Origin of the sequence: Protofrankia sp. Cas8, assembly GCF_963555845.1 — a bacterium.
Lineage (GTDB): Bacteria > Actinomycetota > Actinomycetes > Frankiales > Frankiaceae > Protofrankia.
The window spans coordinates 1-18,491 of the sequence record NZ_CAUVXI010000011.1; the positions used below are offsets into that span (position 1 = coordinate 1).

General features: G+C 69.0%; 14 protein-coding genes, 1 pseudogene and 2 riboswitches. Of the genes and pseudogenes, 8 read left to right on the forward strand and 7 right to left on the reverse strand.

The features are described 5' to 3' along the window. A partial coding sequence (locus U9977_RS03595) for a cysteine--tRNA ligase (RefSeq protein WP_322747716.1) occupies positions 1-1,081 on the forward strand: 1,081 nt, incomplete at its 5' end. Positions 1,082-1,288: 207 nt separating this feature from the next. Next, positions 1,289-3,184: a protein kinase domain-containing protein gene (locus tag U9977_RS03600; RefSeq protein ID WP_322747717.1), complete on the forward strand. Its 1,896-nt coding sequence runs from the start codon at positions 1,289-1,291 to the stop codon at positions 3,182-3,184. Positions 3,185-3,314: 130 nt separating this feature from the next. Here the strand turns inward: U9977_RS03600 and gcvPB are convergent, their stop codons facing one another. From gcvPB to U9977_RS03615, 3 genes are all read right to left on the reverse strand, one after another. Next, complete coding sequence (gcvPB, locus tag U9977_RS03605) at positions 3,315-6,329, reverse strand: aminomethyl-transferring glycine dehydrogenase subunit GcvPB (RefSeq protein WP_322747757.1); 3,015 nt, start codon at positions 6,327-6,329, stop codon at positions 3,315-3,317. 329 nt (positions 6,330-6,658) lie between these two features. Further along, positions 6,659-6,762: riboswitch (glycine riboswitch) on the reverse strand. 3 nt (positions 6,763-6,765) lie between these two features. Next, a riboswitch (glycine riboswitch) is annotated at positions 6,766-6,863 on the reverse strand. A gap of 200 nt (positions 6,864-7,063) precedes the next feature. Next, a complete protein-coding gene (locus tag U9977_RS03610; RefSeq protein ID WP_322747718.1) occupies positions 7,064-7,465 on the reverse strand; it encodes a type II toxin-antitoxin system VapC family toxin in 402 nt (133 codons plus the stop codon). After that, on the reverse strand, positions 7,462-7,734 hold the full coding sequence (locus tag U9977_RS03615) for a type II toxin-antitoxin system VapB family antitoxin (RefSeq protein ID WP_322747719.1): 273 nt from the start codon (positions 7,732-7,734) through the stop codon (positions 7,462-7,464). The genes U9977_RS03610 and U9977_RS03615 overlap by 4 nt, the downstream gene beginning before the upstream one ends. A gap of 274 nt (positions 7,735-8,008) precedes the next feature. Between U9977_RS03615 and U9977_RS26825 the strand changes: the two are divergent. Next, positions 8,009-9,217 (forward strand): annotated as a pseudogene (locus U9977_RS26825) (phage holin family protein); the annotation flags it as partial. Positions 9,218-10,059: 842 nt separating this feature from the next. Here the strand turns inward: U9977_RS26825 and U9977_RS03625 are convergent. Genes U9977_RS03625 through U9977_RS03635 form a run of 3 tightly spaced genes read right to left on the reverse strand, consistent with a single transcriptional unit; the run spans position 10,060 to position 12,178 of the window. Then, positions 10,060-10,941 carry an MBL fold metallo-hydrolase gene (locus tag U9977_RS03625; RefSeq protein WP_416210463.1) on the reverse strand — a complete coding sequence of 294 codons (882 nt, stop codon included), beginning with the start codon at positions 10,939-10,941 and terminating at the stop codon, positions 10,060-10,062. Beyond that, positions 10,905-11,897 (reverse strand): aminoglycoside phosphotransferase family protein, encoded by a 993-nt coding sequence (locus U9977_RS03630; protein ID WP_322747721.1) that lies wholly within the window; start codon positions 11,895-11,897, stop codon positions 10,905-10,907. The genes U9977_RS03625 and U9977_RS03630 overlap by 37 nt, the downstream gene beginning before the upstream one ends. A gap of 50 nt (positions 11,898-11,947) precedes the next feature. Then, positions 11,948-12,178 (reverse strand): DUF397 domain-containing protein, encoded by a 231-nt coding sequence (locus U9977_RS03635; protein WP_322747722.1) that lies wholly within the window; start codon positions 12,176-12,178, stop codon positions 11,948-11,950. 183 nt (positions 12,179-12,361) lie between these two features. Here U9977_RS03635 and U9977_RS03640 point away from each other — a divergent pair, with 183 nt between their 5' ends. Then, the gene (locus tag U9977_RS03640) at positions 12,362-12,661 is read left to right on the forward strand and encodes a hypothetical protein (RefSeq protein WP_322747723.1); all 300 of its coding nucleotides are present in this window, start codon (positions 12,362-12,364) and stop codon (positions 12,659-12,661) included. Positions 12,662-12,976: 315 nt separating this feature from the next. Here the strand turns inward: U9977_RS03640 and U9977_RS03645 are convergent, their stop codons facing one another. Beyond that, the gene (locus U9977_RS03645; protein WP_322747724.1) at positions 12,977-13,750 is read right to left on the reverse strand and encodes a DUF427 domain-containing protein; all 774 of its coding nucleotides are present in this window, start codon (positions 13,748-13,750) and stop codon (positions 12,977-12,979) included. Between the two features lie 638 nt (positions 13,751-14,388). On the opposite strand from U9977_RS03645, the gene U9977_RS03650 reads away from it, so the two are divergent. From U9977_RS03650 to U9977_RS03665, 4 genes are all read left to right on the forward strand, one after another. Next, positions 14,389-15,465, forward strand: coding sequence for a YbhN family protein (locus U9977_RS03650; protein ID WP_322747725.1), 1,077 nt, complete (start codon positions 14,389-14,391; stop codon positions 15,463-15,465). Positions 15,466-15,585: 120 nt separating this feature from the next. After that, a complete protein-coding gene (locus tag U9977_RS03655; RefSeq protein WP_322747726.1) occupies positions 15,586-16,026 on the forward strand; it encodes a peptidoglycan-binding protein in 441 nt (146 codons plus the stop codon). 220 nt (positions 16,027-16,246) lie between these two features. Continuing rightward, positions 16,247-17,026, forward strand: a complete 780-nt coding sequence (locus U9977_RS03660) for a PadR family transcriptional regulator (protein WP_322747727.1) — start codon at positions 16,247-16,249, stop codon at positions 17,024-17,026. Positions 17,027-17,226: 200 nt separating this feature from the next. Further along, a partial coding sequence (locus U9977_RS03665) for a serine/threonine-protein kinase (protein ID WP_322747758.1) occupies positions 17,227-18,491 on the forward strand: 1,265 nt, incomplete at its 3' end.

Sequence of the window (18,491 nt, forward strand, 5' to 3'; positions counted from 1 at the left end):
GTGGACGGATCTCGCCGTCCGGGTCTGGCGGAGTGTGGGCGTCCGAGTGGAAGTCGCACGCAACATCACCGATGTGGATGACGCGATGTTCGCCGAGGCCCGCCGGGTCGGCATGCCCTACGATCAGGTCGCCGCGATCGGGCGCTTTGCCTTCGACCGGAGCATGGCCGCGCTCGGCGTCCGCCCGCCCGACCACGAGCCGACCGCCCGCGCGTCCGTCATCCATGTGATCGAACTTGGGCAGGCCCTGCTTGCCGCCGGGCACGCCTATCTGCGCAACGGCACCGTCTACGCGCGTACCAGTGATGCGGCGGCACGGGTGGGCCTCGGCCTGGACGAGGCGGTCACGCTCGCCGCCGAGTTCAACGACGACCCGGACGACCCGCACCGCGATGATCCTCTCGACGTGGCGGTCTGGCGTGCCGGCGACAGCTACAGCCACAGCGACAGCCACAGCGACAGCGACAGCCACAGCCACAGCAGGGGCGCCGGCATTGATGGCTCGCGAGACATCGGCCAGAGCGGGGTGAGCTGGCCGAGCCCGTGGGGTCCGGGGCGGCCCGGCTGGCACGCGGAGTGCGCGGCGATGGTGCTCAACACGTTCGGCTCCGGCATCGACCTGCACGCCGGCGGTGAGGACCTGCGTTTCCCCCACCACGCGGTGGAGAGTCTGCTCGCCGAGCGCGCGACCGGGGTGGCACCGTTCGCCCGCGCCTGGTTACAGGTCGGCTCCGTCCGAGTCGACGGCATCAGGATGTCGAAGTCCCTGGGCAACCTGACGCTCGTCGACGACCTGCTCGACCGGCACACGCCGGCGGCCGTCCGCCTGCTGTGCCTCGCCCGACGCTGGCAGGACGCCTGGGACTACCACGAGTCAGCCCTGACCGGAGTCGAGGACACCCTCGACCAGCTGTATGTCGCGGCCGGGCGCGCCCGCTCCGCGCCGGACCCGGCGGCTGCGGTCGACGCGGTCGACGCGGCGCTGCGCGACGATCTAGACGTGCCCCGGGCACTGGCGATCGCGCTCGACTCCGGTGGCGCGGGCGCCCGCCGCCTCATCGACGTCCTCGGCCTCGCCTGACCATCCACTGCAGGTGTCACGGACGACCACCGCGTCCGGAGCAGGATGTGACGACAATCCGTGCCGAAACCCATGTTCTGCGACACTATGCTGCGCAGTCTCACGTGACGCACGCGATTGAGGACGGCAAGTGGCAGACACACTGGGCAGCGGTGACACACTCGCGATACTGATCGGCTGCGGTGCCATGGGCGTGGTGTGACGCGGATGACGACGAGCAGCACGCCGCCAGGGGCGGCCCGGCCTGACCCGAACCGACCCGTGCCGACGCCGACGCCGGCACCAGCACCAGCACCAGCACCGTCCGGCGGGTCCGAGCCGGCGTGGGATGCGGTGTTCACGCCGCTGACCCCACAGGACCCCCGCGAGATCAGCGGATATCTGCTCCGGGCCCGGATCGGCGAGGGCGGCATGGGCGCGGTGTACCTCTCCTACACCCCCGGCGGCCGCCCAGTCGCCCTGAAAATCGCCCGTCCGGAGTTCGCCGCCGACCCCGAGTTCCGCCGCCGCTTCGCCACGGAAGTCGCGATCGCCCAGCGAGTCCAGGGCCTGTACACCGCGCCGGTCATCGACTGCGACCCCCACGCCCCACGCCCCTGGCTGGCCACCGCCTACGTCGCCGCCCCCTCCCTGGCCGCGGCCGTCGCCCGTCAGGGCGCGCTGCCGCCGGAGACCGTCCTGGTCCTGCTCGCCGGGGTCGCGGAGGCGTTGCAGTCCATCCACGCCGCCGGGGTGATCCACCGTGACCTCAAGCCGGGGAACGTCATCCTCGCCGCCGACGGCCCCCGGGTGATCGACTTCGGCATCTCCCGAGCGGTCGAGGCATCCTCGGCTGCGATCACCCAGACCGGTGTGCGGATCGGCACGCCCGCGTTCATGGCCCCCGAACAGGTTCGGGGCCGGTCCCTCGACGCGGCCGGGGACGTCTTCTCCCTCGGCTCCACCGCCTACTACGCGGTCACCGGCGAGTATCCCTTCGGCGCGGACGCCGCGGTATTCCACCGCATCGAGCACCAACAGCCCGACTGGGACCGCTGCCCCGAGCAGGTACGCGGGGTGCTGGAACAGTGCGTGGACAAGGACCCGGCCGCTCGCCCCACCCCGGCGACGTTGATCGAGCTGTGCAGAGCGGCGTCCACCGACGAGCGGTTGCGCATCGGTGAGGGTTGGCTGCCCTCAACGGTGACGGCGGAGATCACCCGCTACAGCGTCGCCCCGCCAAAGCCACCTCAGCCCCGGCCTCAGCCCCAGCCCCAGCCCCAGCCCCAGCCCCAGCCACGGACCGAACCCCGGCAGCCGCAACTGCCCGCACCCTCGCCATGGGTCCCGCCGCGGCCGCCCGCCCCGCCCAACCCTGCACACCGCAAGCCGTCACCCTGGCTCATCGGCGGACTCGGCACGGCGGCCCTCGTGGCAGTAATCGTCCTCGTCGCGGCCCTGAGCAACAGGTCTTCGGATGGGAAGACGAACAGCGGCACCACGACGACCACGTCCACCGGCACCGGCACATCTGCCACCGGACCCGCATCCACCGGACCCGCATCCACCGGACCCGCGACCGCGACCGGTGTACCCGCCACGACAGCCGGATCGGGCAACCCGACGTCGAAACCAACAGCGGCACCGGGAAACGTCGACCGTTTTCTGACGGATCTAACCGTCCTCGAGAGCGACGGCAAGGTGGAGAGCGGATCGGGATCCATCAGCGGTACCAAACTGCCCCACAGCGTCATACTCCGGGCAAATTATTACGATGACCCCAAAAATGTCGCGAGAGCGGAATACGACCTCGGGCGAGACTACCGCCGGCTCCAGGCTACGGTCGGTCTCGCCGACGACGCCCGTAGCAACGCCGTCTACCAGATCGAGATCTACGGTGACGACCGCCGCCTGGCATCACACACCGTCCGGCTCGGGAACTCCGTACCGATCGACCTCGACGTCACCGGCATCCTCCGGCTGCGTCTCACGACCACGCGGGTCGATGGGGACGTTGTAGACAACCATTACTCTCAATACGCATCCGCGTGCGTGTTCGGCGACGCCCGCATCACCGGTGTTCAGGGCGAGGTTCCGACCGCCATCGCATCCTCGCCGTCGTAACGTCATCCACGGCTTGATCCGCGATCTTTCGAGGTTTGTACGGCAAAAACGGCCTTGTTGATGTTACAAACCTCGAAAGATCGCTAGTGGCTGGCCGACGGGGGTCGAATCCGGGCCGGCGGCGGGGAGGTCAGTCGGCGTTGGTATCCGGGTCGGCGTCGGCCTGCACGGGCGGGCAGGTGCAGAACAGGTGGCGGTCACCATAGGCACCGTCGATGCGGCGGACCGGCGGCCAGTACTTCGACATCCGTAGCGACACGACCGGATAGGCCGCGACGGTGCGCGGGTACGGATGCGCCCACTCGTCGGCGACCAGCATCGACGCCGTGTGCGGGGCATTGCGCAGGGGGTTGTCATAGACGGGCCAGGTGCCCTTGCCGACCTCGTCGGCCTCCTGCCGGATCGAGATCATCGCATCGCAGAACCGGTCGATCTCGGCCAGGTCCTCGCTCTCGGTCGGCTCGACCATCAGCGTCCCGGGAACCGGGAACGACATCGTCGGCGCGTGGAAACCGTAGTCGACAAGTCGCTTGGCCACGTCTTCCACGGTCACCCCGGTCCGCTTCGTCAACGGGCGCAGGTCCAGGATGCACTCGTGCGCCACCAGACCATCACGCCCGGTGTAGAGGATGGGGAAGTAGGACACCAGCCGGTGGGCGATGTGATTGGCGTTGAGAACCGCCACCGACGTGGCCTGGCGCAGGCCGTCCGCGCCCATCAGGCGGATGTACGCCCAGGGAATCATCAGGATGCCCGCCGACCCCCACGGCGCCCCGCTGATCGCTCCGATGCCCGTGTGCGGCCCCGCCTCCGCCAGCAGCGGATGATTGGGCAGGTAGGGCGCGAGCCGCTCGACCACCGCGACCGGACCGACCCCCGGGCCACCACCGCCGTGCGGGATGCAGAACGTCTTGTGCAGGTTCAGGTGGCTCACGTCCGCGCCGAACATCCCAGGCTTGGCCAGCCCCACCAGGGCGTTCAGGTTCGCGCCGTCGACATAGACCAGGCCGCCGCAGGAGTGCACCAGATCGCACGCCCGCGCGATGCCCTCCTCGTAGACACCGTGCGTGGACGGGTAGGTCACCATGAGCGCGGCGAGCCGGTCGGAGTGTGCAGCGGCCTTGGCGGCCAGATCGGCCAGATCGACGTTGCCATCGGCGTCGCAGGCCACCACGACGACCCGCATCCCAGCCATGGCGGCGCTGGCCGCGTTCGTCCCGTGCGCCGACGACGGGATCAGGCAGACGTCACGGGCGGGCGCATCCGGCGGATTGTGGTCACGATGGTAGGCGCGGATCGCCAGCAGTCCGGCGAGCTCGCCCTGGCTGCCAGCGTTCGGCTGGAGCGACACGGCCGCGTACCCGGTGATGGCGGTGAGCCACTCGGTGAGATCACCAATCAGCTCCAGATAGCCGGCGGCCTGGTCCAGTGGGGCGAACGGGTGGATGTCGGCGAAGTCCGGCCAGGTCACCGCCGCCATCTCGGTCGTCGCGTTGAGCTTCATCGTGCAGGATCCAAGCGGGATCATGCCACGGTCGAGCGCCAGGTCCTTGTCCGCGAGACGACGTAGATAGCGCAGCATGGCCGTCTCGGACCGGTACTGATGGAACACCGGGTGACTGAGATAGCCGGTGGTACGCGACAGCTCCGCCGGAATCGCCATGTCGACATCGGTGCCGCCATCCGGGCCGGCGCCGCCGCCGCCGGGCTCCAGTGCGGCTGCCAATCCAGCTGGCAGCCCAGGTGGCAGTCCAGCTGGCAGCCCGGATACCAGCGCTGGGCCCGCTGCGGCGCTGACATCCGGACCGGGCATCGTGGGATGCGCGGGCAGCGGCAACGCCGGGACGCCGAACGCCGCCCACACGGCGTGCAGGTCCGCATCCAGCGTCGTCTCGTTGCAGGAGACACCGACGTGGTCGGCATCGACCAACCGGAGGTTCAGCCCACCGGCGAGCGCCGCGGCGAGGACCTGCGCCGCCCGGGACGGCACGAACGCGAGCACGGTGTCGAAGAAGTAGTCGTGGACGACCTGGACGCCACCGGCACGAAGTCCGGTGGCAAGGCGGACCGCGTGGTCGTGCACCCGCTCGGCGATCGCGGTCAGGCCGTCGGGACCGTGATAGACGGCGTACATCGACGCCAGTACCGCCGGCAGCACCTGTGCCGTGCAGATGTTGCTGGTCGCCTTCTCCCGGCGGATGTGCTGCTCACGGGTCTGGATGGCGAGCCGATAGGCACGATGGCCGTCGGCGTCCACCGACACACCGACAAGCCGGCCCGGAAGCGACCGCTCCAGACCGTCACGGACGGCGATGAAACCGGCATGCGGGCCGCCGAAGCTCAGGCCCAGGCCGAACCGCTGCGTGCTGCCGACCGCGATGTCCGCACCGAGCTCGCCCGGTGGGGTGAGCAGGGTCAGCGCCAGCGGATCGACCGCGACCGCGACGACGATCCCGCGGTCCCGCGCCTGCTCGACCACGGTGCGCGGATCGCGCAGGGCACCCTCGGCGCCCGGGTAGGCGAGCAGGACGCCGAACGCCGACTCGGCGAGGTGCTCGGGCAAGACGGTTGACAGATCCGCGACCACCACGTCGATGCCGAGCGCCTCGGCGCGGGTGCGGACCACCGCGATCGTCTGCGGCAACGTGTCCTCATCCACGATGAACCTCGGACCCAGCCCCTTGGTTGCCCGACGGGCGAGCTGCATGGCCTCGGCCGCCGCGGTCGACTCGTCCAGCAGCGAAGCCCCCGCCACATCCAGGCCCGTCAGATCTGTGATCATCGTCTGGAAGTTCAGCAGCGCCTCCAGCCGTCCCTGGGAGATCTCCGGCTGGTACGGCGTGTATGCGGTGTACCAGGCCGGGTTCTCCAGAACGTTGCGCTGGATCACCCCGGGCATCACCGACGGGTGGTATCCGAGACCGATCATCGACGGCACCCGGCGGTTGCGGCTGCCGAGGCGACGCAGCTCCGCGAGTACCTCCGGCTCGCTCACCGCGGGAGGCAGGTCAAGCCCGCTGTCGCGGATCACCGCCGGCACAGTGGCCGCGGTAAGGGCCTCCAGGCTGGCGTAGCCGAGCTCTGCCAGCATCGTCTGACGCTGATCGACGTCCGGACCGATATGGCGGTCCACGAAGGTGACCATCTCACCGGTCACCGACCCGGCCGGGTACGCGGCGGGTTGCACCGCCCGTGCAGGGCCCGGCCCGGATGCTGGCGTCCCGGATGTGGCCGGCCCGAACGGTGCTGACCCGGATACTGCCGACTCGGATACTGCCGACCCGGATACTGCTGACCCGGATACTGCCGACTCGGATACTGCTGGCCCCGACGCCGGTGGGACGGGCGACAGCGAGACGGTTGATCGTGATGTCGAGGAACCGCCTGCGGATGAGGGAGGGTTCGTAGGCACGGTCGAAGCGCTCCAGAGGTCGGGCAACTCGGCGGACCTCGCCGGTCGCGGCTGACCTCCCCCTCTGTACATATGCCTGAGAGTTTCACCCGCCGCAGCCGGCCGATGGACCGGTGCGCCTGGCTTTCACCGTCGGCGGGACGCCTGCGGCGTCCGCTTTCCAGAGCTGCCTGACCCGGCGGTTGCTTCGGCCTGAGAGTTTATGGGGAGATCTTGCTCCTTCGGCGCCACGGGCTGGTATGCCGTGGACTCTCCCGCACAGGTGTGAGCGGCATCAATGTGCAGTTGTGTAACTACGCGGTAGTCGTTCAGGAGTCATGCGGTTGGGCAGCCAAGCCGATCCTAGGGTTTCCCGTGACCCGTCGCCACAGGCAGTCGGAACAATTCATACAAAATAGCGTGGATGTGCTACATCGGAATAAACCGTGATACTCGCCACATGCTCACCTGATTGCCTGATTGCCTGTTCAGAGGACAGCACGGATGTCGGTCTTCGCGAAGTCGTCGCCGATGTAGAGCAGCGGCTCATCGACAACACGGGCAATCGCATAGGTCAAACAATCGCCGAAGTTCAACCCGGCGGGATGACGCCGGCGGCCATAGCGGGTGAACGCTTCGACCGCGACCTTCCAGTGTTCCGCGTCGAACGAGATTTCTGTCATGCCCGCCTCGTCAACCAGTCGCGCGAGCAGCGTCCGACCGAGCACCCCGAGACGAGACGTCAGGACCAGACCGGTCTCGGCGAGAGTCGGAGTGCCGACGCCGATGAAGTCACCCCTGCCGAACGCCCCGGCCAGGGCATCCAGCAGGACCTCATAGTCAGGCTCTCGCAGCAGGACAGCTACCAGAGCCGAACTGTCGACGATCACAGACCATCCGGTCCGTAGCCGAGGATCTCCTCGCGTTCATCCCGGGTGAGCGGCACCCCACGTTGATCTGTCGGTATCTGCGGCCACGCCTCCTCCAGCAAAAAGTGACGTAGGTGCCGCTCGCGGCGGCTCTCCGCTCGCAGCAGCGCCATGCGGTCCCGGCGTTCGACCAACGCCACCCGGACCGCCTGGGTCTTCGTCTCGTTCGCAAGAGCCGCGATCTCCGTCGCGAGTCGCTCGGTCTCAGCATCCTTGATGTTCAATGCCATGGTGTAAAGGTACCACGATGGTGGAAAGCAACCCAGTCACAAACGGCAGCGGCTTGCCCGCACCCGCGTAGCCGCGTGCACCACGGTGGACGCCGGCGCGGCGCCTTGGAGTCCAAGTCGCAACAAACCGGCGGACATCCGGTTGACGGATTCTTAATGATCATGAAAACGCGCGGATGCCGGTTAGTCTGCGCAGGAGATGGTTGCGGATCGGTCCGGCGTCGGCCGGCTCCTGCGCGGGCGGCTGCGCCTCGGGGTCGTTGTGCTGCGCGGGATGACGCCGACGCCACGGCGGCTACTGCGGGCCATCCGGTCGGCCGTGGCGAGCGGGCTCGCGCTCGGCCTGGCGTTCGCGTTCCTGCCCGGCATCGAGGTGGACAGCCTCGCCGGGCTGATGCGGCTGGTCGTCATCCTCGCGGTGGTCGGCGCGGTACTGCGGCCCATCCTCGTGGCGCTGGCGGTCGCCCTGGGTGGGGTCGCGGTGCTGTTGATCGGCCTGTTCGCACAGACCTTCGTGATCTACGTGGCACAGCGTATCGAACCGGATGTCAGCTTCCGCGGCTTCGGCGCGGCCATCGGCGTCGCCTGGACCACCGCGGTGATCGCGGCGATGGTCGGCTGGCTGGCCGATGCGGGCAGCGACGAGACGTTCATCGGTGAGGTCATGCGCCAGGTTGCCCGGTACGGCACCGGCGACGGCACCTCCTTCGACGGCCCCGGGGTCGTCATCGTGCAGATCGACGGGCTGTCCGCGCCGCTGCTGCGGTGGGCGGTGACCGCCGGAAACCTACCGACGCTGAGTCGATGGGTCCGCTCGGGCTCGCACCGGTTCGTCGAATGGCACACGGGGATGCCCTCGACGACCCCTACCAGCCAGGCCGGCATCCTGCACGGCGCGTCAGCGCACGTCCCCGCCTTCCGTTGGTACGAAAAAGACGCCGGGCGGCTGATCGTGACCAACCGGCCACGGGACGCCGCCGAAATCGAACGAAGGTTCAGCAACGGACGCGGCCTGCTCGCCGACGGCGGAGTCAGTATCAGCAACGCGTTCTCCGGGGACGCCCCCCACAGCCTGCTCACCGTCAGTCAGGCTGGGCTGCCGGGGCGGCGGGCTCGGGGGTACGCGTCGTTCGCGGCCAGCCCGCAGGGTCTGGCTCGGTCGCTGGTCCTCACCATCGGCGAGATGATCAAGGAAGTGCACCAGGCCCGCAAGCAGCGCCGGGACAACATCTTCCCCCGGGTCCGGCGCGGCGGTTCGTACATCGCGCTGCGCGGGCTGACCAACGTCCTGTTGCGTGACCTCAACGTCACCTTCATCGCCGAGCAGATGGCCCGTGGAGTGCCCGTGGTGTTCTGCGACTTCGTCGACTACGACGAGGTGGCCCACCATGCCGGGCCGAACCGGCGGGAGTCCCTGCAGACCCTGGAGGGCATCGACCGGGTGCTGGCGATGCTGGAGCGGGTTGCGGCGAACGTCCAGCGCCCGTACACGTTCGTCGTCCTTTCCGATCATGGACAGAGTCAGGGCGCGACCTTCCGCCAACGCTACGGACGGTCCTTCGCCGACACCGTCCGCGGCCTGCTGACCCCCGGTGCCGCCGCGACCGCCGCGACCGGCACGGCCGAGGGCTGGGGACCGGTCAACACACTGCTCACCGAGGTCACCGGCGGTGACACCGGCGACGGACCAAGCCGACGTATGCTGCGCCGCCGCACCGACGACGGCCAGGTCACGTTGGGCCCGTCCAGACTTGAGGTCACGCTCGACCCACAGCGACCGGATCTCGTCGTTGTCGCGTCCGGGAACCTGGCCATGGTCTACCTGCCGCAGGTGGCCGGACGCGCCGATCTCGAACACCTGGAGTTCCTACATCCGGCGCTGGTCCGGGGCCTGATCAACCATCCCGGCGTCGGGTTCGTCGTCGTGCGCTGCCATGGGCACGGCCCGGTCGCCTTCGGTGCCCGAGGTCGGATGTTTCTGGACACCGGCGTGGTCGAGGGCGAGAACCCGCTGCTCGGGTACGGCTCGCGAGCGGCTACGGACCTGCTTCGCCACCAGCGGATGGACCATGTCGGCGACATCGTCGTGGTGAGTCGGGTGGACCCGGGAACCCGCGAGGTCGCCGCCTTCGAGGAGCTCGTCGGCTGCCACGGTGGGCTCGGTGGGGACCAGACCCGCGCGGTGCTCGTCTACCCGGCGGGCTGGCCCGCCCCGGCCGGTCCGCTCGAGGGACCGGACGCGATCCACCACCAGCTCGTCGGCTGGCTCGAACATCTCGGGCTGCGTCGGGACCCGCTACCGGCGGCCCGCGCCGCCGAGAACAATCAGCCGTTGCCGGCGGAAGCGGTCGGGATGGCGTTGCCCGGCGCGGTCGCCGACTCTCCGTGCGCGAGCACCCGGACCTCGGCGGGCAGGCGGGCGGCATCGGCCAGGCGGGCGAACTCACGTCCGGGTTCGTGAAAGCGATCGGGCCGCACGCGGTCGAGGCCCATCGGCCAGAGCGTCCCGTAGTGGATGGGCACGGCGATCGCCGGCGCCGACGGGCCCGGTGCCGTCCGGGGTGATCCCGTCCCGGCGGCGGGCATCGTCATCCCGGCGGGCATCGTCCGCCGCACCGCCTCGACCGCGCCGGCCGGGTCGATGTGCCCGGGGCCGAGGTTAGGGCCCCAGCCGCCGACCGGGACAAGAGCGATATCGATCCCGAGCGGGGCGAGATCGGCCATGGCGTCGTGTAGCGCGGTGTCCCCGGCGAACCAGGCCGTGGCTGTCCCTGTGATCACAAAACCGAGCGCCGGGCCACGGTGGCGCGACCACGGGCCACGGGAGCCGTCGTGACGCGCGGGCACGGCCAGCACGTCCAGGCCGCCACCGCCGTCTGACGCCGGTACCCGCGTGCGGTCCCCCGGCACCATCTCCACACAGCGCTGCGCGAGCGTCGGATGCCGGCGGCGCAGCAGGGCCGCCGCGCCGCGCGGAACCAGAATCGGCACGGTGGGCGGCAGCAGCCGAAGCGACGGGATGTCGAAATGATCGGCGTGCAGGTGGGAGACGAGCGCCGCGTCCACCTGTACGGCCGCCGCCGCGGGGCGTGCGCCGGCACGCCGGCGCAGGTGCGCGACCCGCATCCCGAGGACGGGATCGGTGAGCAGCCGGGTGCCGGCGTCGGCGATCAGGACTGTGCTGTGCCCCCACCACGTGACGTCCACCCCGCCAGTGTGCCCGCCGCCCACACGGAGTTGCCGAGGCGGTAGCGCTCCAAGCGGATGGCGCCGAGGTGCCGGGCCTCATAGATCCGCGCACGCCACGTCGCGGCGGGCGAGCGGTCCCGCGTCCCGTAGGTTTCCCAGAACGCCCCCCGCTCGTCCGCCTTCGCCAAGGCCATCCGGATCGTCCAGTCGGCGGCCGGGTCGCCCCACCAGGTCCGGTCCATGTCAAGGACCCCGGTGATCGTCGGCTCCGGTACGGTGGCGTCGAGCAGCACGTTGACGGTCCACAGGTCACCAGCCAACATGCGCGGCTCGGTGATCTCGTCAAGGACATCGCGGTGCTCGGCGGCTACGGCGGCAACCTTGCGCACATCGGCGGCGTCCAGACCAACGCTGTCGAGATCAGCGGCGATGTCCGCCAGGGACGCGGTCACGGCCGCGCTCCACGTGGCGTGCGCCGGGCAGGTGACGGGGCCGAAGGACGGGCCGCGTACCGCGTGGACGTCCCGGGCGATCGCGCCCATCTGTCGGAAGTAGCCCGGCCAGGTTGAGCGCGGGTAGTCACCGAGGCGGTCCGGGGCGGGGACACCGTCGAGGAGGGTCTGGACCAGGTAGTCCCGGCCGATCACCTCGTGGGACCAGTCCGCGGCGAGGACCCGCGGCATCAGCGGCGCGATCGCCGCGAGCCACGGCACGCTCGCGTACTCGTTGCGCATCAGCTGCCGTTCGGAGCCGAACTGCCGGGTCGGCTCGGGCGCGACCCGCAGGATCACCGGCCGCTTCTGCCCGGCCACGGTCACGCGGTAGGTGTTGTTGTACCTGCCCGCGCTCAGCTCCGCTGCGGAGAGGGCATGGGCCTCGGCGCCGAAGACACGGCGGCAGATCGCCTGGATCTCGCTGGCGGCCACCGACTGCTGGAACGCCTCCGAAGCCCGTTCGATCGGTCGGAAATCCATGCGGCTCCCCTGAGTTCGTGACAGGCACAGCCGGTCACGAACTCAGGCCGTCAGGTCAGGTCGTCGAACTCGCCGGCCTTGGCACCCTTGATCCAGGCATCCATCTCGGTTCGGGTGAAGAAGACTGTGCCCCGGTCAGGGTGGTTGCTGTTGCGCACGGCGATACGGCCGTCGGCCAGTGCGGCGACTTCGACGCACTCAGTCGTCCCGCCGCCGCCGTTCGCTCCGCCTGTGAAGCTGCTCGTACGCCACGCCGCGCGGGACAGGTCGGTATCGGTCATCCTGCTGACCGGAACCACCTACCGCGAGCCGGTGTGAGCCGCAGCAGTAGGTGGAATCGGTCGTTATGGCGCCCGCTCTTGTGGGTGCGCGGATTCGGTCGCGTTCAGGGCTTCGGTGTGATCAAGGGTTCCGGTCAGGGCGAGCCGTAGGGGTGCACCCCGCCGGTTGTCCACGATCTTTATTTGGATGTTGAGGAGGGCATACAGGTCCCGGCGTTCCTCCGCGTAGACGCCGCATTCATGGTCATCCGTCTCATCGGCGCCGGACACTCCCCGCAGCAGGCCGAGCAGTGGGCGTCCAGGCTGACCTGCTGGGCTGGCGCCACCGACGACGACCTCAACGCCTTCGCCTGCTACGTGGCCGGGCTGTGGAGCATGCGTGCCGCTCAGTCAGACAACCGCGCCGCCCAAAACCGAGCGACCCTGGCACGCAGTTACGCCACGTGGCGCCTGACCTGGCTGCCACCAGCAAGGCGCGCGTGAGCCCGTCGTCTGTCGCACACTTTCTCTACGGTGTTTTTTCCAGCCGTCATCGAGCTGCCCATCGAGCGCCGAGACTGATCTTCCTTGAAGTCCAACGTCTCGGTTTCGACGTCGGCGGCGCGGACGCCCGCATAGACGGTCGCGAGCGCCGTGGACGCCTCAGCACGCCTGGGATCACGCCAGGTGGAAGTCACGATGCGACCACCACGAGGAGGCTGAGTCGATACTTCACAGCCATGAAGTATAAGGTTCCCGACCGAGCAGGGCTTGATCTGCACTTTCACCAGCGAGCCGCGGACACCGCGGACCGCATTCCTACCCGCGCGCCGACCACTTCGTGGCCGGGCGGGGCTGGGTCACGCCGTCCACGATCAGCTCGTCGACCCGCTCGTCGAAGAAGCAGACCAGAGCCTCGATCTTCGGGCATTCCGGAATCGGAGCCGGGTAGCTCCACGCGATGTCGACGACCGTGCCATCCACGGTCATCGACCAGTAGCGGGCAAGCCCCTTGTACGGGCAACGCGACGTCGTCGCACTCGGCGTCAGCAGGTCCATCCGGACGTCGGCCCGGGGCAGGTAGTAACGGGTAGGCAGGCCGGTCTCGAACAACAGCGAGGGACGATGACTGTCCGCGATGACATCGCCACCCATGACAACCTGGATATGCCGTGACGACCTCATCACGTCCACCCGCGCGTACGGATCTCTCGGATGGACGAACACCTCGTCGTCCTCCTCGAACCAGGCATCCATTTTGTTCCAGTAGAATGCCAGATGACCGGATATATCAGGGCAGGACGCGAGAGGTTCGGGGTAGGCCCACACCGCGTTCTCCACCATCTGGCGCCGGGCCACGGTCTGATCCCCCGCGTCACCGACGGCAACGGACCAGTAGGACGCCTCCCCCTTGAACGGGCAGTGGCTGCGGTGGTCGGTCGGGACCAGCAGATCGAGCCGGACGTCGGCCCGCGGGAAGTAGTAGACAGGCCGATGCCCGGTCTCGAACAGGTACAGCACACGCCTCGAGTCGGCGATCACCACGCTGGCGAGGCTCACCCGGACGCGCCGTGGGCATGGTTCAACCCACACCCGGTACCCTTCGAGCCGCGGTACCGGACCACCTGTCGGTGGCCCCTGGGATGTGTCCGTCGGTGGGATGTCCGTCGTGATGCTCTCCGCCCTCGGACCGCCGGTCCCTTGCATGACGCCCTCCCTGTTCACCTACCCGATGTCGTCCGTCCCGAGTCGCCGTCCGTCCCGAGTCGCCGTCCGTCCCGCGCATCCTCGTCCTGAATGCCCGCTGACGCGATCCGGTGGTTCTCGCGATCTACGCCCCTATTGCCGGGCGCTCTTGTTGCGCATGAAACCGCGGACACACAACGTAACCGTCCTTGTCCGGCACCGGGCACGCCCAGTGCGATAACGGCCCGCGCCGAACGCATGGTCATCCAGATCCGGGATGATAGGCCCGTGTGCGACTATGGATCAGGCATAGGGCAGCTTGCCGGCGGGTCACCATGAGCCCCGGCGCCAGAGCTCGCAGGGCCGTCCAGGTGGCGGACAGACCCGTCTCCGGCCGCCCGCGGTCCGGTGGCGCCGACGCCTGCCGGCCGATCCCCGAGGCGCCGATGACCGACGTGCCCTACCCAACCGAAACATCACAAATTGGTAACTGTCGGTAGCGGTTCGCGCATGACAGCCGTGGCATCCGACAGCATGGATACGTGATGTCGGTTCGGGTGCCGATGTGGCTGCGGCGGGGAGCCTCGGTGGTGGTGCTCCTACTCGTGATCGAGTACGCGCTGCTTCCACAGCTCGCGGGTGCGCGCAAGGCCCTGGAGACGCTGTCGGACGTTGAGCCGACGTATCTCGCTGTCGGTCTGTGTCTGGAAGCGGCGTCGTTGCTTGCCTACGCAATGTTGACCCGTAGTGTGCTTGCCCGCGAAGGCCGGCCGTCGTTGTGGACGCTGGCGCGGATCGACGTGACATCGCTCGGCGTCAGCCACATGCTGCCCGGTGGCGCCGCCACCGCGAGCGCCCTTCGCTACCGTCTGCTGCGCAGCGCCGGGGTCGGTGCATCCGAGGCGGTGTCCGCCGCGGCGATCCAGGGCGCCGGCTCAGCGGTCGTCCTGAACGTGATGCTGTGGATCGGTCTCCTGATCTCCATCCCCACCCGGGGCGGCAACCCGATCTACGGCACCGCAGCCGCGGTCGGGACGCTGCTGATCGCGGCCGTGTTCGTCGGGGTGGCACTGCTCACCCGCGGGAGCGAGCGGTCCATCCGCATCGTCCGCGCCGCCGCCGGCCGCCTGCCGGGGGTGTCACCGGGCAGCGCCGAAGAGCTCATCCGCACCCTTGCCGATCGCCTTCGCGTCCTCGGCAAGGACAAACCCCTGCTCATCAAGGCGACGGTGTGGGCAGCCGCGAACTGGCTGCTTGACGCCGCATCCCTATGGGTGTTTTTGTATGCATACGGGCATGCAACGGCGCTGGACGGCCTTCTGATCGCCTACGGACTCGCGAACGTGCTCGCAGCCATTCCCATCACACCCGGTGGGCTCGGGATCATCGAAGGCGTACTCGTACCGACACTCGTGGGTTTCAGCACGACCCGGGCCATCGCGCTGCTCGGGGTGGTGACCTGGCGACTGGCGAACTTCTGGCTTCCCATCCCGGCGTCGGCACTGACCTACCTGTCGCTGCGGACCGGCCCCCTGCTGCACCGACGGCTACCGGCCCAACGCCCATGGACGACCCCAAACACGATCAACGATGAAACGATCAATAAGGAGACGACCGCCTGATGCAGGCCGCGGTCACCCCCAGCCCCAAAATACGACTGACGGGAATAGAATTGTCACTCATAGTGAGTGATGGTGGCGCCACGGGTCGCCGCAAGGACCAAGCACTGAAGGAGACCGACCATGGCACTGACCTGGCCCATGCAGAAAAACGGTAAAACCGGCGAAGCGGTACGTACCGTACAGTTCCTGCTCCGTGTGCACGGGTACACGGTGGCCGTCGACGGGAACTTCGGACCACAAACCGAAGCAGCGGTGCGCGGCTTCCAGTCATCACAGGGGCTTACGACCGACGGCGCAGTGGGCGACCAGACCTGGCCGACGCTCATCGCGGTCGTCCGCCAGGGCGACCGGAGCGAGAAGGGCGACGCGGTGCGCGCCGTCCAGGACCAGGCGAACTTCCGTGCCGGGGATCCTGCCCATCCCTTCCCAGTGGACGGAGTCTTCGGCACGCTGACCGACGCGTGGGTGCGAGGGTTCCAGCAGGGCGTCGGAATCAGCGCCGACGGGGTCGTCGGACCGGTCACCTGGAACCATCTCGTCAACGAAGCGCTCAACACCTGACCCGCACAACGGATCGCACGGGCAGGGCAATACCGAAGGCCGGCATCGCAGACTCCAGTCGCCGACGCCGGCCTTCGGCGTTGCCGGCCGCCAGCGTTGCCGGCCTTCGGCGTTGCCGGCCGCCAGCAGCACGAGCTTTCGCCAGCGCGCGCCTGCCATTGCCAATCGGTGTATCGCGATATATCGTGAGCGCACGCGATACACCGATTGGGAGAATCACATGGAAACGCAAGGACTACCAGGGCCATGGCCCTGGGGGCACGGCAGGTCCAACAGGCATGGCGGGCATGGCGGGCACGGCTGGCATGGCGGGCACCGGTTCGACCAGACCGCAATGGCCACCGCCGAAGGTCGCGGCGGGTGGCGGCACGGCGGTCCGGGGGGACCGGGCGGATCCGGCCACATCCCTCCGGTCCCTCCGGGCTTCGGCTTCGGCTTCGGCCCGGGCTTCGGTTCAGGCGGCCCAGGCTTCTTCGGCGGCCGTGGCCGTGGCCGCGGTGCGAAGGTTCGCCGTGGAGATGTCCGCGCGGCGATCCTCGCCCTGCTCGCCGAAGCGCCGATGCACGGCTATCAGATGATCAACGAGCTGGCCGAACGCAGCCAGGGCACGTGGCGGCCAAGCCCGGGTTCCGTCTACCCGGTCCTCGCGTTGCTCACCGACGAGGGCCTCGTACGCGCCGAGGAAAGTGACGGCAAGCGGGTCTTCCACCTGACCGACACCGGCCGGGCCCACACCGACGCCCGAGCGGGCGAGCCCAAGCCGTGGGATACCGCCGCGGCCGCCGCCGACGAGGGTCTCACCGACCTACGCTCGCTGGCATTCGGCGTGGGCGCAGCCGTCATGCAGGTCGCTCAGGCCGGTAGTGACGCCCAGATCAAGGCAGCACAGAGAATTCTCATGGATACCCGCCGGGCGCTCTACCGGATCCTCGCCGATGACGAGCCCGATGAGGCGGACGAGCCGGCCGAGCCCATGGCCAAGGACGGCCGGTCCGGGTAAGGGCGACCGGCAAGGGGGACGTCCGACGGGCCACGGTGAGGCCGGTCCGGCCGCCCGCAAAGAGTCACAAAAAATTACAAAGAGTTATGACGCTGGCGCCGCCGAATCCGGCCGAAGCTCGCCCATCACGGAGGTGATGTGATGGGCGGGATCTCTCCGGGAAAGGGGCTTGCGCCGTGCGGAAACTTGGCTCTGGCTATGTGCTGCACGAACCAATCGGGCGCGGCGCGTTTGGGCAGGTCTGGCGAGGTTCCACGGTGGCGGGCGATCGTCAGGTGGCTGTGAAGGTCCTGCGCGCCGAGCTCGCGGACGACCCCGAGGTCGTCGCCAGGTTCGTCCAGGAACGGTCCGTACTGCTCGGGTTCAATGATCCACATCTTGTCGCCGTCCGTGACCTCGTGGTCGAAGGCGACACCCTCGCGATCGTGATGGACCTCGTCAACGGCGTGGACCTGCGAGTGTACCTCCGGGAACGGGGAACGCTCACCATCCCAGCGGCCATCGCCCTGACCTGTCAGGTCCTGCGCGCGCTGACGGTCGTGCACGCGGCCGGCGTCGTCCACCGCGATCTCAAACCCGCGAACGTACTCGTCGACCTCACCGACCCGGATGATCCGCAAGCGCGGCTCACGGACTTCGGCGTGGCCAGGCTCGCCCACGGCCGGTCCCTGACCCGCCTCACCGGCGCGATCGGGACGCCGCTCTACATGGCGCCGGAACTGGCACAGCGTGAGCACGCGCAACCCGCCGCCGACGTCTACAGCGCAGGAGTCATGCTCTACGAACTCCTGACGGGTCATCCGCCCTTCTCCGCGCCACACCCGATCGCGTTACTGCGCGCCCATATGGAAGACGCACCCGAGCCTATTGCCGACATCCCGCCACCCCTGTGGGACATGATCGCTTGGATGCTCACCAAGGACCCGGCTGCCCGTCCCACGGCAGCCGAGTCCGAAGGCGAGCTGACCCGGCTCGCGCGCTCCGGATTCCAGCCGGCAGCCCCGCCGCCAGGTGATGCCGATCACGACACCGGTGCTGCGGCTGCCACTGCGACTGCCACCGCAAGCACCGAGTCGGACGCCGGCGTGACCGCACTGATTCCCCCAGACGCGACGATCGTGACTCCGGACCGGGCGAACGGCGCTGCTACGCCCGGCGCCGTTCGCCCGGTCGAGAACCCGGGCGGCATGGCGCAGTCCGGCGTGACCAGGATCGGTCCGGCACCGTCCGCCCCCGCCGGCTGGGTCTGGCAACCGGATGACCGCATCAGCGATCGGGACCGACCGGACGGCCGGAAGCGCTGGCGGGCAGCGATCATCGCGGCAGCCGCTGTCACGCTGCTGGCCGGCGGTGCGGCCGCGCTGGCGCTCACCGGCAATCACGGCACCGCGACCATCGACGCACGGCCACCGGTGACAAATAGCAGCACGACAAGTACCCAGAGCACGGCATCGGCGGCTACCGC

Coding starts and splice junctions, on each gene's coding strand:
- U9977_RS03615 (WP_322747719.1), bottom strand. CDS start 7,734: ATGGCATTGAACATCAAGGATGCTGAGACCGAGCGACTCGCGACGGAG.
- U9977_RS03660 (WP_322747727.1), top strand. CDS start 16,247: ATGGAAACGCAAGGACTACCAGGGCCATGGCCCTGGGGGCACGGCAGG.
- U9977_RS03650 (WP_322747725.1), top strand. CDS start 14,389: ATGTCGGTTCGGGTGCCGATGTGGCTGCGGCGGGGAGCCTCGGTGGTG.
- U9977_RS03655 (WP_322747726.1), top strand. CDS start 15,586: ATGGCACTGACCTGGCCCATGCAGAAAAACGGTAAAACCGGCGAAGCG.
- U9977_RS03635 (WP_322747722.1), bottom strand. CDS start 12,178: ATGACCGATACCGACCTGTCCCGCGCGGCGTGGCGTACGAGCAGCTTC.
- U9977_RS03600 (WP_322747717.1), top strand. CDS start 1,289: ATGACGACGAGCAGCACGCCGCCAGGGGCGGCCCGGCCTGACCCGAAC.
- gcvPB (WP_322747757.1), bottom strand. CDS start 6,329: ATGGTCACCTTCGTGGACCGCCATATCGGTCCGGACGTCGATCAGCGT.
- U9977_RS03630 (WP_322747721.1), bottom strand. CDS start 11,897: ATGGATTTCCGACCGATCGAACGGGCTTCGGAGGCGTTCCAGCAGTCG.